Source organism: Oleiagrimonas citrea (assembly GCF_012395255.1).
GTDB lineage: Bacteria > Pseudomonadota > Gammaproteobacteria > Xanthomonadales > Rhodanobacteraceae > Oleiagrimonas > Oleiagrimonas citrea.
Genome location: NZ_JAAZQD010000003.1, coordinates 304,057 through 319,787 on the forward strand (window position 1 = coordinate 304,057; position 15,731 = coordinate 319,787).

At 66.8% G+C, this 15,731-nt stretch carries 10 protein-coding genes and 1 tRNA gene; 2 read left to right on the plus strand and 9 right to left on the minus strand.

What is annotated here, in order from left to right; genetic code table 11:
* Nucleotides 1–63 precede the first annotated feature (63 nt).
* From HF690_RS08505 to glk, 5 genes are all read right to left on the minus strand, one after another.
* A tRNA-Arg gene (locus HF690_RS08505) sits at nt 64–140 on the minus strand.
* 102 nt (nt 141–242) lie between these two features.
* Nucleotides 243–2,558, minus strand: coding sequence for a beta-N-acetylhexosaminidase (locus HF690_RS08510; RefSeq protein WP_168609136.1), 2,316 nt, complete (start codon nt 2,556–2,558; stop codon nt 243–245).
* A gap of 78 nt (nt 2,559–2,636) precedes the next feature.
* Nucleotides 2,637–3,710 carry an acyltransferase family protein gene (locus HF690_RS08515; RefSeq protein WP_168609137.1) on the minus strand — a complete coding sequence of 358 codons (1,074 nt, stop codon included), beginning with the start codon at nt 3,708–3,710 and terminating at the stop codon, nt 2,637–2,639.
* Nucleotides 3,711–3,853: 143 nt separating this feature from the next.
* Nucleotides 3,854–6,607: a TonB-dependent receptor gene (locus HF690_RS08520; RefSeq protein WP_168609138.1), complete on the minus strand. Its 2,754-nt coding sequence runs from the start codon at nt 6,605–6,607 to the stop codon at nt 3,854–3,856.
* A gap of 94 nt (nt 6,608–6,701) precedes the next feature.
* On the minus strand, nt 6,702–7,700 hold the full coding sequence (gene glk / locus HF690_RS08525; protein ID WP_168609330.1) for a glucokinase: 999 nt from the start codon (nt 7,698–7,700) through the stop codon (nt 6,702–6,704).
* Nucleotides 7,701–8,088: 388 nt separating this feature from the next.
* Between glk and HF690_RS08530 the strand changes: the two genes are divergently transcribed.
* Nucleotides 8,089–9,396, plus strand: a complete 1,308-nt coding sequence (locus tag HF690_RS08530; RefSeq protein WP_168609139.1) for a sugar MFS transporter — start codon at nt 8,089–8,091, stop codon at nt 9,394–9,396.
* Nucleotides 9,397–9,460: 64 nt separating this feature from the next.
* Nucleotides 9,461–10,489: a LacI family DNA-binding transcriptional regulator gene (locus HF690_RS08535; protein WP_113064675.1), complete on the plus strand. Its 1,029-nt coding sequence runs from the start codon at nt 9,461–9,463 to the stop codon at nt 10,487–10,489.
* 370 nt (nt 10,490–10,859) lie between these two features.
* On the opposite strand, the gene HF690_RS08540 is transcribed toward HF690_RS08535, so the two are convergent.
* The 4 genes from HF690_RS08540 to zwf form a co-directional block, all read right to left on the minus strand.
* The gene (locus HF690_RS08540; RefSeq protein WP_168609331.1) at nt 10,860–11,495 is read right to left on the minus strand and encodes a bifunctional 4-hydroxy-2-oxoglutarate aldolase/2-dehydro-3-deoxy-phosphogluconate aldolase; all 636 of its coding nucleotides are present in this window, start codon (nt 11,493–11,495) and stop codon (nt 10,860–10,862) included.
* 38 nt (nt 11,496–11,533) lie between these two features.
* A complete protein-coding gene (gene edd, locus HF690_RS08545) occupies nt 11,534–13,378 on the minus strand; it encodes a phosphogluconate dehydratase (protein ID WP_168609140.1) in 1,845 nt (614 codons plus the stop codon).
* Nucleotides 13,379–13,441: 63 nt separating this feature from the next.
* Nucleotides 13,442–14,176, minus strand: a complete 735-nt coding sequence (gene pgl / locus HF690_RS08550; protein ID WP_168609141.1) for a 6-phosphogluconolactonase — start codon at nt 14,174–14,176, stop codon at nt 13,442–13,444.
* A gap of 6 nt (nt 14,177–14,182) precedes the next feature.
* Nucleotides 14,183–15,664 carry a glucose-6-phosphate dehydrogenase gene (gene zwf / locus HF690_RS08555; RefSeq protein WP_113064679.1) on the minus strand — a complete coding sequence of 494 codons (1,482 nt, stop codon included), beginning with the start codon at nt 15,662–15,664 and terminating at the stop codon, nt 14,183–14,185.
* Nucleotides 15,665–15,731: the final 67 nt, after the last annotated feature.

Consider the following 15,731-nt stretch of genomic DNA (forward strand, 5'->3'; position numbering starts at 1 on the left):
GGGATGCCCCGCGCAAAACGAACATTCTATCAGAAGCGTGCAAACGCGCCCGGCAGGCGGACGTGGCGACCCCGGCAGGATTCGAACCTGCGACCTTTCGCTTAGGAGGCGAATGCTCTATCCAGCTGAGCTACGGGGCCCTGTGCAGATCGCGGGCATTCTAGCGGCCCGAGCGCGCAAAACGGAAACGGTGATGCAGTGAAGCGTGGCAACGGGTTCGACCGCGTCGCGCGTGCGGTCGTTCAGGGAGACAGTTTCACGTTGCCGATGGCCCACAGTCCCTGTGTCGGGTCGCCGGTGGCGATGAAACAAAGGTCGTGCGCGCCGGTCAGGGGCGGCAGTTCGGCATGCAGGGTGGTTTGCAGCTTGGTCCTGGCGGCTGCGGCCAGCGGCATGCGTGCGATGCGCGGTCCGTCGCAGGTGTCGCGGTGTACTTCGAGCGCGCCGTGAGGTGCCGCGGTCGGGCGCTTGATCACGCCGGCGGCGTCCTTCCACAGCGCGTAGTTCCACGGCAGGTTGCCGACGGTCACGGCGAGGTGGCGCATGCCGGCGGTCGGGGCCTGCTTCCAGAGCCAGCACATGTCGTTGATGTCCATCTGGTAGAACGGACGCGGGCCGTGCAGCGGGCGGTCGTCCTCGATACGCAGCACGATCTTGTGGGTGCAGGTGTCGAGTTGGTCGCTGCGGCGGGTGCGCAGGGCGGTTTCGTCGATCCGCCGGGTACGCGGCGCGGCGAGGCGGAAGCCGTCGTCGGCGAAGGTGGCGGCGCGCAGCGTAGTGGCGGCGTGCCCGGGCAGCGACAGCGGTGCGTCGTAGCGTCTCGATTGGGCCGTCGGCATGTGGCCGTCCGTGGTGTAGTGGATCGCGCCCTGGCCGGTCTGGTTGGATAGGGCGACGTCGATGGTTCCATCGCTGCCAGCAGAAAGCGCGAAGCGCGGCGCCCATGCGCTGTCGGCGTAGTCGATACCCAGCGCGCGGTAGCGGGCCAGTTGTGCCGGCATGCGGTGCAGGAAGTCGCTCCAGTCGTGGCTGTCGGCGGGTGACCAGACGACTTCGGCCAGCGCTGCCAGCCGCGGGAAAATTGCGTGCTGGTCGCGGGCGAACGTCGGCATGTACTCGGTCCACAGGTCGAGCTGCGCGCCAAGCACGTGGCGCGCCTGCGACGCGTCGATGGCGTCCGGGATCGGGTTGAAGTCGTAGATGTCCTTCAGGCTTTCGACCTGCGGGCGGCCGGCGGGTTCGTCGGGCGCGTCGCTCTGCAAGTGATCGAGGTACAGCACGGGCGAGGGCGACAACACCACGTCGTGGCCGGCGTGGGCGGCTTCGATGGCGCCCTTCACGCCGCGCCAGGACATCACCGTGGCGTCGGCGGGCACGCCGCCTTCGAGAATCTCGTCCCAGCCGATCAGGCGGCGGTGGTGCGCGTCGAGGTAGGCGCCGATCTTTCCGATCATCCAGCCCTGCAGGGCGTTCTCGTCCTTCAGGCCGAGTTTCTTCATCTGCGCCTGCACGGCGGGCGAGGCCTGCCACTGGTCCTTGGCCGCCTCGTCGCCGCCGACGTGGATGTATTTGGACGGGAACAGCGCCATCACCTCGTCGAGCACGTTCTCGAGGAATTTCAGGCTGTGCTGGTTCGGTGCGTACAGCCAGGTGTTGATGCCCCAGTTGGTGGACACCGGCGGACGCTGGCCGGTGACGCCCAGTTCCGGGTAGCTGGCGATGGCCGCCTGCGCGTGGCCGGGGATCTCGATCTCGGGAACGATGGTGACGAAGCGCTGCTGCGCGTAGCGCACGAGGTCGCGCACCTGGGCCTGGGTGTAGAAGCCGCAGTAGGGCTTGTCCGGACTGCCGGTGAGCGCGGCGTCGGGGCCGACCGCCTTGCGGCAGGCGCCGATGCGAGTCAGTTCGGGATAACGCTTGATCTGCAGGCGCCAGCCCTGGTCGTCGGTCAGGTGCCAGTGCAGCACGTCGAGCTTGTGCAGCGCCATCCAGTCGATCAGCTTCTTGATATCGGCGACGGACTGGAAATGCCGCGCCGAATCCAGCATCAGGCCGCGCCAGGCGAAGCGCGGATGGTCGATGATGAGGCCGTCGGCGAGCGTCGCGGGTCCATGTGCGCCGGGCGTCTGCGTGAGCAGTTGCCACAGCGTCACGCTGCCGTAGAAGAGGCCCTTCGGTGCGCGCGCCTGGATGTGCACGTGACCGTCGCCGATGCGCAGGCGGTACCCGGAGTCGCCGGTGACTTCGGCGTCCCGGGCCAGTTGCAGGGCGATGGCGGCGCGCGGATCGGCGCGCGCAGCCAGGCGCAGATGCAGGCCGCGCGTGTGCGCGATCCGTGCGATGAGCTGCCGCGCAATGGCGCGCGTGGCCGAGGTGTCGGGCGTCACGGCCACAGTCGCGCCGTCGGCGATGCGCACCTGGCCGTGCGCGGCGGGCTGCATCCGCGCAGGGCGCGGGATGACCGACCAGGGTGAAGCAGCGGGCGGTGCGGCAGCCGTCCGGGCGGCGCAGGACAGGAGCAGGGCGGCGAGCAGCGGCAGATGGATTCCACGCGTCATCAGTCTGGTTCTCCTGGCGCGGTGCGCCGTGCGGTTGCGGTCCGTGCGTCCGTCATCATGCGGCATGCCCCGGTCCGGTCAAAGTTTCAGGTATAGCCGGCGGCGGTCCATGGTCCACACGATCAGCCACCACAGCGCCGTGAACGCCACGGCGAACGCGAGCGAGGCCATGCGCGGTCCGGCCAGTGGCGCGATCCAGTCGGCGAAACCGTATCGGTAGATCGGCGTCTGCCAGCCCAGTGCCGGCAGCAGGATCTGCATCAGCTCGGAGCCGGCGTAGGCGGCGATCGCGTTGACGCCGAAGCGTCGTCCCCACGCCGGCCAGCCGCGCGTGTCGATGGCGAGGTGAAACCCAAGCAGGGCCAGCGTCGCCCAGCCCGCCGTCCACAGCGTGAAGGATGGCGTCCACAGATTCTTGTTGAACGGCAGCCACCACGATGCCAGCCAGCCCAGTGTCAGGCAGGCGATGGCCAGCACAAGCAGCGGACGGATGCGTCGTGCACGCAGCCAGGCACCCGCACACAAGCCGAACAGGCTGGTGGCGAAGGCGGGCAGGGTACTGAGCAAGCCTTCGGGGTCGTGGCCGCGGCCGGTCGCCGGGTCGATGCTCCACAAGTAGTGTCCGAACACGGCGCTGTCGGTGCGGCTGACGATGTTGACCCACGGCGCCAGCGATCCGCCGAGCATTAGCAGGGCGGCATAGCCGATCAGCAGTGCCGCGATGACGCACCACCAGATGCGCGGGCGCGCATACAGCGCCAGCAGCGCGGTGCCGGCGAAGCACACGCCGATGCGTTGCAGCACGCCGGGCCAGCGCATGTCGCGGTGCGGCATCAGCCATGCGGCCAGCGCGTTGATCGCCAGCCCGAGCAGCACGATGCGCAGCGCGCGCCAGAGCGCCGCGTTGCGCAGGGCCGCGGGTGCATCGCCGCGCTCCAGGCGAGGCAGGAGCGCCAGAGCCACGGACACGCCCATGACGAACAGGAAGAAGGGAAAGATCAGATCGGTCGGCGTGCAGCCGTTCCAGGCAGCGTGTTCGAGCGGTGCGAACACATGGCTCCAGTCGCCGGGATCGTTGACCAGCAGCATCGCGGCCACGGTGCAGCCGCGCAGCGCGTCGACAGAGGCCAGGCGTGGCGGTTTCGGCGGCATGACGTCACTCCCGGTCAGGCGTCCGCGATCGTGCATCGCATGGCGGGCACTGGAATGGCCGGCGGCGTGAACGGCCGCCGGCACTGAAGAAAAAAGACGGGCCCGGCATGCATGTCCGGGCCCGCGGGGGAGGTCACGATGCCTCAGAACTTGAAACGGAGGTTGAGGTAGTACTGGCGGCCGTTGACGTAGAACGCGTACGGCTGCTTCCCGTAGGCGTCGTTGACGGTGTAGTACTTCAGCTTCGGGTTGTTCAGGTTCATCGCATCCAGCGATAGCGACAGCCACTGGTTGATGGTGTACCCGAGCGAGGCCGAAAGCGTGCCTACGCCGCTCTGGTAGTAGGCGTCGGTGCGGCTGACGCCGTCATAGAACGACGAACGGTAGGTGTAGCTCAGGCGCGCATTGAAGACGTCGTTCTCGAAGTAGCCCGACACGTTGGCGGTGTTCTTCGAGGTGCCCTGCAGCGGCTTGCCGTTGCCGGTGTGGGCCGCCGCGTAGGTGTAGTTGGCGGCGAAGCCGAAGTACTTGCCGATTGGCTGCTGGTAATTGAGTTCGACGCCCTTCACGTTGCCGTCGACGTTGTGCGGCACGCTGACCAGGTAGGTGCTGTAGACATCCTGTCCGGCGGTGTTGCTCGCCAGCATGTCCTTGTACGTGCGCGACTCGGTGCCGAAGTTCACGTAGTTCTTGAGCGACATGTTGTACACGCCGGCCGACAGCAGGCCGCGCGGCGCGAAGTACCACTCCAGCGCGGCGTCGAAGTTGGTCGAGATCAACGGCTTCAGATGCGGGTTGCCGCCGCTGCCGGTGTGGGTCAGGTCGTCGAGCGAGACGAAACCGGCCAGCGCTGAATAGTCAGGACGGGTCATGGTCTGCGACACGGCGAAGCGCGCCAGCAGATTGTCGGTCATGTTGAACTTCAGGTTGGCGCTGGGCAGGAACTTGTTGTAGCTGCCCTTGTACGTGTTCCAGTAGTAGTCGCCGAACAGCGAGCCGGTGATCGGCCCGGTGACGTCCGCTTCCTGCGGGCTGGTGCTGCTGTAGCTGATGTTCTCCTTGGTGTGCACGTAGCGCACGCCGACATTGCCGCTCCAGCGGTCACCCTGGAAGTTGGCCTGCAGATAGGCCGCGCCGTCCTTCTCGTTGACCTTGTAGATGTCGTTGAAATAGAAGCGGGCGACCGGATCGCGGTTGGCGTACTTGGCGTCGAACGCGGCCAGCTGCGCCGGCGAGTAGAACCAGATGTTGTTCGGATGGATGCCGCCCAGGTCACTGCCGAAGTCGCTCGGGTAGTTGGACCACGAGGTTGGATAGTTGGCCAGATTCTGCCAATCGCCCTTCGGTCCCTGGGCGATGCTGCGCAGGTTCTCGCGGGTGTGGTCGGCATAGCGCACGCCGAAGTCCAGCGAGGACAAGGTGCCGTCGTCGAAGTACAGGGAGCCGTCGATCTGGCCCCAATTCTCCTTGTCCTTGGCGTTGATGCCGTTCTCGCCGAAGATCCAGCCAGCCGAGGGCAGGATGCCGGAAGGCGAGCTGTTGTCGCCACCGAGTGTCCAGTTGATCGGCTTGCCTAGTCCCTGCATGCCCCAGGCGGCGCCGGCGCCGGCCTGCGTGCCCAGTTCGATCACGTCCTGGGTCGGGCTGGAACCTTCGCCGTGGGTGGTGCCGACCTGGCCCTTGAAGGTCAGGTTCTCGCTGGCTTTCCAGGTGGCGTCCAGGGTCAGGTAGTTCGACTTCGAGGATGCACCGGGACGCGAGATCTGGTCGTAGACGCCGTACGGCACCGTGCTGCCGGTCGGTCCGAAGTAGGACTGCTGCAGCACGTTGTTCTTGACCACGTAGCCGTTGGCCAGTCCTGCGCCGCTGGGCACGAACTGGCTGGCCCACATCATGTAGTTGCGGTTGTAGTTGTCGGCTTTGAGCTTGGTATAGAAGCCGTTGAGGTTGAAGCTCAGGTTGTCGCTGGCCTTCCACTCGATGTCGATGCTGCCGCCCTTGCGTTGGCGCTTCTGCGTGAACAGCACGGCGCCGATCAGGTTCGGGTAGTACACGCCGGCGAGGTCGGGATGGTCCATGGCGACCTGCGAATCGGGCGCGATCTGGCTATAGCCGCCGACCACTTCCTGTCCCTGGCGTTCCAGACTGCGTTCCTCGTAGAACGCCTGCGCCATGATGCCGAAGGTGTTGTCGCTGTTCTTCCAGTTGAACAGGCCGTTGAACTGCGGCTTGGTCTTGCCCGGCAGGTCCGAATACACGCCGCCGACGGACGCCTGCACGGTGACCGGCTTGTCGAACAGCAGCGGCGTGCGGGTGATGATGTTGACCGTGCCGGCGCTGCCGCCTTCCTGCAGTTTGGCCTCGGAGCTCTTGTGCACCACGACTTCGCTGACGATTTCGGCCGGCAGCAGGCTGTAGCTGACGCTGCGGCCGACGGTCTGGGTCTGGCTCAGCACGAACCAGTCGCCGGTACCGACGGTATGACCGTTGACCAGCGTCTGGGTCATGCTCGGGTTGGTGCCGCGCAGGCTGACGCGATCATTCTCGTCGAAGCCGCCCTCGCTGGCGCTGGCCGAGCTGATGTTCACGCCGGGTAGGCGCTGCAGCGTGTCGGCGACGTTCTTCGCCGGCAGCTTGCCGATGTCCTCGGCGGTGACCACGTCGACATGGGAGACGGCATCGCGCTTCAGGTTCAGCGACTCGGCTTCCGAATCGCGGATACCGACGACCGTGACGGCCTGCAGCTCCTGGATGTGCTTCTTGGCTTTCTGCTGCGCACTCTGACTCGATGCATCGGTCTGCGCCCCCTGCGCACCGCTGTTCTGGGCCAGGGCGGGTCCGGACAGCAGCAGCGCCGTCAGGATGCTCGCCGATAGGATGGTCTTGCGCTGGTTCATGATCTCCCCTCCAAGTGGTTTTTTTGCTGCTTTGTCGGACCCCCGCGACGGCTGTCTCCGCGGCCGGTCCCAATCAAGTGGACGAACCCGGTGCTCAGCCCCCGTCCTGGTGATCGAGATACCAGCCGGCGGCACCGATGACGCCGAGCTGGCCGTGCTCCATCAAACGAATCGGCACGCGTTGCAGGAACGCGCGCATGCGGCCCTTGTCGAGAAAGCGTTCAACGAAGGTGCTGCGTGCCAGATAACTGCGGATCTGCGGCAGGATGCCGCCGGCCAGCCAGATGCCGCCGCTGGCGCCGTAGAGCATGGCGAGGTCGCCGACGAAGCTGCCGAGCAGGGCGCAGAACACGTCCAGCGTCTGCCTTGCTTCGTCATCGCTGCCTTGCAGCGCCGCCTCGGTGATCTGTTCGGGCCGTTCCAGTCTGCAGGGCATCGCGCGCAGCGTGCACAGCGCCTGATAGAGGCGCAGCAGGCCGGGGCCGGACAGCACATGTTCGTAGGAGACGTGGCGATACCGGCTTTCCATCACGCCGAGGATCCCGATCTCCAGTTCTCCGCGCGGCGCCAGAGCAATCTGGCCGGCCTCCGTGGGCAGCACCAGCGGCTGGGGCTGCATCGGAAGGATGGCGGCCGAGCCCAGTCCGGTGCCCGGCCCCACGACGACTTGCGGGCCGGTTTTTTCGGGCAGCGGCGCGTCGGTCAGGGCCAGCGTCGCCGATGGCTCGATGTACTGCGTGGCGTAGGCGACGGCTTCGAAATCGTTGATCAGCGAGAGGTCGGCGAGGCCCAGCGCATCGCGCAGTTCATTCACTGCGACTCGCCACGGCAGGTTGTCGTTGACCACGACGCCGTCGATGGCGTAGCCGGCGCAGGCGAGGGCGCCGTGCGTGATCGCCGCATCCTCATGGCGCGACAGGAAGTCGCGCAGGATGGCGTCGAGACTCTCGTGCTCGGCGCAGACGTACTTGCGGTAGTCCAGTACGGCGACACGGCCGCTTTCGCTGCCGCCGCGCACCAGGCCGATGCGTGCATGGGTGCCGCCGACGTCTGCCGCGATGAAGGCCCGGGCGGCGTTGTCCACCGCTGGCATGACCGGCTGGCTTGCAAATTGCCCCACGCGATGTCCTCCCCGTGACTCTTTGCGTGTGCCGCGTATCGCTGATGATGCGCGGAGTGGGCCGAGTGTTGCGGAATGATGACAACGTTGTCAAGCATGTGCTTCGAGAGTCATGAAGTCGGGCTTCCCGGCGGGATGATGCGAATCATTCGGTTTCGCTCAGCAGGCTGGTTTCGCTCTGGATCAGGCTCGCTTTGCCGGTCATGGCCAGTCATGAAAGGGTTTTCGTGGCATGTCGGGTTCGACGGAGTGATCCGCTCTTCGCGTTCGAAGGGCGAAAGCACTTGACGGCGCACGATGACAACGTTAATCCTGATGCGGCTAGATCGGACATTCCGATCGTGGGAGGGGAGTGCATTTCATGACGGGCAATGTCCAGGGCGGCCGCGGCAGCCATTACGCGATGTCGATGTTCATCATCGGCGTGCTGTTCTTCATCTTCGGTTTCGTCACCTGGCTCAACGGGCCGCTGACGATCTTCGTGAAGCTGGCCTTCAATCTGGACGACGTCAGCGCGTTCCTGATTCCGGTGGCGTTCTACGTGTCGTATTTCGTCTGGGCGCTGCCCGGCGCGGCGGTGCTCAAGCGCACTGGCATGAAGCGGGGCATGGCGCTCGGGCTGTTCGTGATGGCGATCGGCGCGGTGCTGTTCGGTCAGTTCATCGACTGGCGCATGTATCCGGGTGCGCTGGTGGGGTTGTTCGTGATCGGCGCGGGCCTGTCCCTGCTGCAGACCGCTTCCAATCCCTACGTCAGCATTCTCGGCCCTATCGATAGCGCGGCGCAGCGCGTGGCGATCATGGGCATCTGCAACAAGGTCGCGGGCGCGCTCGCGCCGCTGGTGTTTGGTGCGCTCGTGCTCAGTGGCATCGGTGACTTCGAAGCCAAGGTGAAGGCCGCGCCGACGCCGCAGGATGCCGCACGGATGCTTGATGCGTTCGTGTCGCGCGTGTACTGGCCGTACATGGTGATGGCCGCGATCATGGCCGTGCTGGCGATCTGGGTGGTGCGTTCGTCGCTACCGGAGATCAAGCCATCCGGCGACAACCGCGAGGACGCGGCGCATGCCGGCCGCAGCATCTTCAGCTTCCCGCATCTGTGGTTGGGCGTGCTGTGCCTGTTCATTTACGTCGGCATGGAGGTGATGGCCGGCGACGCCATTGGCATCTACGGACAGGCGCTGGGGCTGCCGCTGGATGCGGTCAAGCACTTCACCTCGTTCACCATGCTGGCGATGCTGGTCGGCTACGTGGCCGGACTGGTGCTGATCCCGCGCTTCATCTCGCAGCAGAGCTATCTGGCCGTGTCGGCGGTGCTGGGCGTGCTGTTCGCCTTCGGCGCCTATGCGACGCAGGGCTATGCGTCGGTGGCTTTCGTCGCCGCGCTGGGCTTCGCCAACGCGATGATGTGGCCGGCGATCTTCCCGCTGGCGATCAAGCGGCTGGGCAGCCACACCGAGTTCGGTTCGGCGCTGCTCATCATGGGCATCATGGGCGGCGCGCTGATTCCGCAGGTCTTCGTGCATCTGAAGGAGCACATCGACTTCCAGTTGGCATTCCTGCTGGTGATGGTGCCGGGCTACTTGTACATCCTGTTCTACGGCCTGCGCGGGCATCGCGTCGGCCAGCAGGAGACGGCCCCCGTGTTGGCCGCGGACACCATGCAGTAAACTGCGTCTGGCACTGTTCCGACGTCGGGAGCAGTGTCCCGATCACCATCGATAAGGAGTCCGGGTGCCAGCCACCATCAAAGACGTTGCCGAGCGCGCCGGGGTCTCGCTGAAGACGGTTTCGCGCGTGATCAACCACGAAGCGTCGGTCCAGGACGACACGCGGGCGCGCGTTCAAAAGGCCATCGAGGAGCTGAACTATCAGCCGGACCTGTCCGCGCGCAGCCTTCGCGGTGCGCGCAACTTCGCGTTGGGGCTGGTCTACGACAACCCGAATCCGTACTACATCATCGCGGTGCAGAACGGCGCGTTGTCGGTGTGTCGCGAGATGGGTTTCGGCCTGCAGATTCATCCCTGCGACTCCACCGCGCCGAAGCTGGCGCAGGAACTGACGGATTTGGCGCATCGCTCGCGCCTGGCGGGGCTGGTGCTGGCGCCGCCGATGTCGGAAGACCCGAAACTGATTCGCCATCTGGCCAAGGCTGGGGTGCACTTCGTGCGCATTCTGTCGGCCGCCGAAGATCCGGACGATGGCTATCCGTGCGTGTTCATCGACGACCGCGATGCGGCCTACGACATTACCGAACATCTGATCCAGCTCGGGCACACCCGCATCGGCTTCCTCTGGGGTGGCGAGGAGCATCGTTCCAGTCCGGAGCGCTACAAGGGCTACGCCGATGCGCTGAAGGACTACGGCATCGAGCAGGACAGAAAGCTGGTCGTGAAGGGCGACTATTCCTTCGACGACGGTTTCCGCGGCGCGCGCAAGCTGCTGGCGCTGAAGGAGCCGCCGACGGCGATCTTCGGTTCCAACGACGAGATCGCGGCCGGTGTGCTGGCGGCGGCGAAGTCGGCGGGCATGGACGTGCCCTACGATCTGTCGATTGCGGGCTTCGAGGACAGTCCGTTTTCCAAGCAGTCCTGGCCGGCGCTGACCACGGCGCGGCAGGCCACCGACGAGATCGCGCAGCACGCCACGCGTCTGTTGATCGCGCAGTTGCAGAAGAACGGCCGCTTCGAGGTGCACAACGAGGGCTTCAGCCCCGAGCTGGTAGTGCGCGGTTCCACCGCGCCGCCGCGGCCGCGCAAATAAGTCGGTAGCCAGGCCGATCGGTGCGTTCCGGCGCGCATGTCCCTTGCGTCTCTGCCGACACGCTGCCTACCTCCGTCATCCCGGCGCAAGCCGGGACCCAGTGACTTCCCCGGGGAGCAGCAGGCGCTGGATTCCTGCTTGCGCAGGAATGATGGTCGTGTGGTTTTTCCGAGTCTTGGGGCGTCTGTCGAGAGGCGTTGGTCGCGCGCATCCGGTGTGCCCATCGCCGCGCTGACGCCGATCTTTCATACGGGTGCGTCATCCCGGCGGAAGTTGGGACCCAGTGACTTTCCCGGCGAGCATCAAGGCGTTGGATTCCTGTTTGCACAGGCAGTGTGACGATGCGGCTGTTGGCGGTTTCGCACGTTGTCTAGTGCAGTGTGGCTGCATCCCGCGCCAGCTGCTCGATGGCGTTCCAGTCGCCGGCGGCGACGAGGTCGCGTGGGGTCAGCCAGGAGCCGCCGACGCAGATCACGTTGGACAGCGACAGGTAGTCGCGGGCGTTCTTCGTGCTGACGCCGCCGGTGGGGCAGAAGCGGATGCCCGGCAGCGGGCCGCCGAGCGAGCGCAGCATCGCCGTGCCGCCGGCGGCTTCGGCGGGGAAGAATTTCTGCAGTGTGTAGCCGCGTTCGAGAAGAATCATCGCCTCGCTGGCGCTGGCGGCGCCGGGGAGCAGGGGGACGGACTGCTCCTCGGCGGCATCGAGCAACGCGGGTGTGCTGCCGGGCGAGACGATGAAAGTGGCGCCGGCTTGGACGGCGTTGTCCAGGTCAGCGGGATTCAGGATGGTGCCGGCGCCGACGTGCGCGCCTTCGACTTCGGCGGCGATGGCGCGGATGGCGTCGAGCGCCGCCGGCGTGCGCAGTGTGACTTCGATGGCCGGTGCGCCGCCGGCGACCAGTGCGCGCGCCAGCGGCACGGCCTGGGCGGCGTCCTCGATCACCACTACTGGCACCACGGGGCCGAGGGTGAGGGTGGCTTCGAGCTGGGCGATGCGGTTGTTCATGGTCATGGCGTCGTGTCGTGTCGAAATCGGAATGGGCATCAGGCGTCGGCGGCGTGATGCGCATCGGGCGCGCCGAACACGCCGGCGCCGGCGTCGGCCGAGCCGACGGCGTTGCGCATTAGTGCGAACAGCTCGCGGCCGAGGCCGCTGTGGCTGGCCGACAGGTCGGCATGCGCGAAGTCGCGCGCGTTCCACTCGTCGGCGTCGACCAGCGCGTCGAGCGTGCCGGCGTCGGCGTCGAGGCGAATCATGTCGCCGTCGCGTACCTTGCCCAGCGGGCCGGCGTCGACCGCTTCCGGGCTGACATGGATGGCGGCCGGAATCTTGCCCGACGCGCCGGACATGCGACCGTCCGTGACCAGCGCCACGCGGTGACCGCGGCCCTGCAGCACGCCCAGCGTCGGCGTCAGCTTGTGCAGTTCCGGCATGCCGATGGCGCGCGGACCCTGGAAGCGGACCACGGCGACGAAGTCGCGGTCCAGCTCGCCGCGCTCGAAGGCGGCGCGCACGTCGTTCTGGTCGTGGAAGATCACTGCCGGCGCCTCGATCACGTGGCGGTCCTCGGGCACCGAGGACACCTTGATGACCGAGCGTCCGAGATTGCCCTGCAGCACACGCAGACCGCCGTCGGCCTGGAACGGCTCGCTGGCCGGACGCAGGATGTTGGTGTTGCCGCTCTGGCCCGGATCGACCCAGGTCAGCTGGCCGTCGGCGTCGAGCTGCGGCATCTTGCGGTAGGCCTGCATGCCGCCGCCCCAGACGGTGGTGACGTCCTCGTGCAGCAGGCCGGCGTCGAGCAGCGAGCCGATCAGGAATGGCATGCCGCCGGCGCTGTGGAAGTGATTCACGTCGGCGTAGCCGTTCGGGTACACGCGCGCCAGCAGCGGCGTGACGCGCGAGATGGCGTCGAAGTCTTCCAGTGTCAACGTGATGCCGGCGGCCGCGGCGATGGCGACCAGGTGCAGCAGGTGGTTGGTCGAACCGCCCGTCGCGTTGAGGCCGATGATGCCGTTGACGATGCTGCGCTCGTCGATGACGCGGCCGGCGGGCGTGTAGTCCTCGCCCAGCGCGCTGATGGCAACGGCGCGCTGCACGGTGGCGGCGGTCAGCGCATCGCGCAGCGGCGTGTCCGGATTGACGAAGCTGGAGCCGGGCAGGTGCAGGCCCATCATCTCCATCAGCATCTGGTTGGAATTGGCGGTGCCGTAGAAGGTGCAGGTGCCGGGCGAATGGTAGGACTTCGCCTCGGCCTCCAGTAGCTGCTCGCGCGTGGCTTTGCCCTCGGCGAACTGCTGGCGGACCTTGGATTTCTCCTCGTTGGGCAGGCCGCTGGGCATCGGGCCGGACGGCACGAAGATCGCCGGCAAGTGGCCGAAGCTCAATGCGGCGATCAGCAGGCCGGGCACGATCTTGTCGCAGATGCCCAGGTACAGGCCGGCGTCGAACATGTCGTGCGAAAGCGCCACCGCGGCGGAGAGCGCGATCACGTCGCGCGAGAACAGGCTCAACTCCATGCCGGCCTGGCCCTGGGTGATGCCGTCGCACATGGCCGGCACGCCGCCGGCGACCTGTGCGGTGGCGCCGGCTTCGCGCGCCAAGCGGCGGATCAGTTCGGGATAGCGCTCGTACGGCTGATGCGCCGACAGCATGTCGTTGTAGGCGGTAACGATGCCGATGTTGGGCGAGGCGTCGCCGCGCAGCGCGTCCTTGTCCTGCGTGCCGCAGGCGGCGAAACCGTGGGCGAGATTGCCGCAGGAAAGGTGGCGGCGTTTCGGGCCGTTGTCGCGCGCGGCGTCGATACGTGCCAGGTAGGCGGCGCGGCCGGGACGGCTGCGTTCGGCGATGCGTTCAGTGACTTCTTGAAGAACGGGATGCAGGTTCATGGCGTGTCTCATTTCATGCGTGTCGCGCAGCGTCGGCGGTGCGGCGCGCGGTTCGGTATCGGGTCAGGGGCACCAGTAGGTCTGCAGGTCGGGCGCGTGCTGCAGCACAGCGCCGATCGGCAGCTCCGCGTCATCCATGGCCTGTTCCAGCACGCGGCGCTTGGCGTCGCCCTCGATCAGCAGGTAGAGGGCGCGCGCCTGGACCAGGACGGGAAGGCTCAGAGTGATGCGCGGTTCGTCCGCGCCGGGTGCACGCATGGGCAGTACCCGCGCGGAGCCGTTCGGGTCCAGCGCCTGGCGCAGGTGATCGCCTTCGGGGAAGAAGGAGGCGGTATGGCCGTCCTCGCCCATGCCGAGCACGACCACGTCCAGCGGCAGGTCCAGCGCGTCGAGGCGAGCCGCCACGCGCGGCAGGCCGTTCTCCGGCGTCGGTGCGTGTGCATACAGCGGCAAGAACTGCGCCTGGGCCGCCGGTCCGTGCAGCAGGTGCTTGCGCAGCAGGCCGGCATTGGAGCGCGGATGTTCCGGCGGCACCCAGCGTTCGTCGACCAGGGTCACGACGACCTTGCTCCAATCCAGCGCGCAGCGCGCGAGCTGCTCCATGAAGCGTTTCGGCGTGCTGCCGCCAGATAGCGCCATGCCGGCTTGGCCGCGCGCGTCGATGGCGACGCGCAGGTCACGCGCCACGGTTTCGGCCAGCGCCTGGGCCAGCTGTTCGGCATGCTCGCTGGTGTGCCACGACAGGGCAGCGCTCCCCTCAGGGGGCGTGGCATCCGGTGTCGGCGAGTGTGTGTTCATCGCGGTCTACTGTCCGTCTCCGTCGTGCCAGGTGCGTCCGTCGCGCTCGATCAGGGCGACCGATGCGCTCGGTCCCCAGGTGCCGGCGGCGTACGGACGCGGCGAATTGTTGCTGTTTTCCCAGGCCGCCAGGATCGGGTCGATCCAGCGCCATGCGGCCTCGACCTCGTCGCGGCGCATGAACAGGGTCAGATTGCCGCGTACCACGTCCAACAGCAGGCGCTCATACGCGTCCGGCTGCTGCACGCCGAAGGCCTCGGCGAAGCTCATGTCCAGCGGCACTGCCTGCAGGCGCAGGCCGCCGGGGCCGGGGTACTTGGCCATCAGCCACAGCTTCACGCCTTCGTCCGGCTGCAGGCGCAGCACCAGCTTGTTGGCGCGGATCGCGCCGCTGCCGGCTTCGAAGATGGAGTAGGGGATGTCGCGGAAATGGATGACAATCTCCGACACGCGGTCGGGCATGCGCTTGCCCGTGCGCAGGTAGAACGGCACGCCGGCCCAGCGCCAGTTGCAGACCTGGGCCTTCAGCGCGACGAAGGTCTCGGTGTCGGAGGATGGCTGGCCCAGGTCCTCGAGGTAGCCCGGCGCCGAGCCGCCGTTGGCTGCGCCGGCGCGGTACTGGCCGCGGACGGTGGTCTGGGCGGCGTTCTCCGCATTGATCGGTTTCAGCGTGTGCAGGACCTTGAGCTTCTCGTCGCGCACCGCATCCGAATCCAGCGAGGCGGGCGGCTCCATGGCTACCATGCACAGCAGCTGCAGCAAGTGGTTCTGCACCATGTCGCGCAGTGCGCCGGCGGTGTCGTAGTACGGGCCGCGCTGCTCGACGCCGACGGTCTCGGCCACGGTGATCTGCACATGGTCGATGTGCGCGGCATTCCACAGCGGCTCGAACAAGACATTGGCGAAGCGCAGCGCCAGCAGGTTCTGCACCGTTTCCTTGCCCAGGTAGTGGTCGATGCGGAAGATCTGGTTCTCCGCGAACACGGCGCCGACGGCATCGTTGATCTCGGTCGCGCTGGCGAGATCGTGGCCGATCGGCTTCTCGATGACCACGCGTGCGCCATCGCCGTTCAGGCCGTGCTGGCGCAGGCGTTCGCAGATGTCGACGAAGATGCGCGGACTGGTGGACAGGTAGAACACCCGCACGTGGTCGTCGATGCGGGTCAGCTCGCGTGCGAAGTCGTCCCAGCCGTCGTCGCTGGTGGCGTCCAGCGGGTGGTAGCTGACCAGTTCCAGGAAGTCGTCGATCTTCGCGCCGAGGGCGTCGTCGCCGCCGACCGCTTTCTCCAGCGCCTCGCGCACGCGGTCGCGATATTCGCCGTCGGCCTGGTCCTCGCGGGCCACGCCGAGGATGCGACTCTGCAGGGGAATCTGCTCGTCGGCAAAGCGGCGGAACAGGGCGGGCAGCAGCTTGCGCATGGCCAGATCGCCGGTTCCACCGAAGATCACCAGGTCGAAGGCCGCAACGGGCTTGGCATGGGTGCTCACGAAGTCGCCTCGTGGGAAGAATGCATGCGATTAGCATACCACTACAAAACCACTTTGGCGCAAGTTA

Bases quoted from the DNA above. Each gene is read 5' to 3' on its own strand.
- HF690_RS08510 (WP_168609136.1), bottom strand. From the start codon at position 2,558: ATGACGCGTGGAATCCATCTGCCGCTGCTCGCCGCCCTGCTCCTGTCC.
- HF690_RS08515 (WP_168609137.1), bottom strand. From the start codon at position 3,710: ATGCCGCCGAAACCGCCACGCCTGGCCTCTGTCGACGCGCTGCGCGGC.
- HF690_RS08520 (WP_168609138.1), bottom strand. From the start codon at position 6,607: ATGAACCAGCGCAAGACCATCCTATCGGCGAGCATCCTGACGGCGCTG.
- glk (WP_168609330.1), bottom strand. From the start codon at position 7,700: ATGCCAGCGGTGGACAACGCCGCCCGGGCCTTCATCGCGGCAGACGTC.
- HF690_RS08530 (WP_168609139.1), top strand. From the start codon at position 8,089: ATGACGGGCAATGTCCAGGGCGGCCGCGGCAGCCATTACGCGATGTCG.
- HF690_RS08540 (WP_168609331.1), bottom strand. From the start codon at position 11,495: ATGAACAACCGCATCGCCCAGCTCGAAGCCACCCTCACCCTCGGCCCC.
- edd (WP_168609140.1), bottom strand. From the start codon at position 13,378: ATGAACCTGCATCCCGTTCTTCAAGAAGTCACTGAACGCATCGCCGAA.
- pgl (WP_168609141.1), bottom strand. From the start codon at position 14,176: ATGAACACACACTCGCCGACACCGGATGCCACGCCCCCTGAGGGGAGC.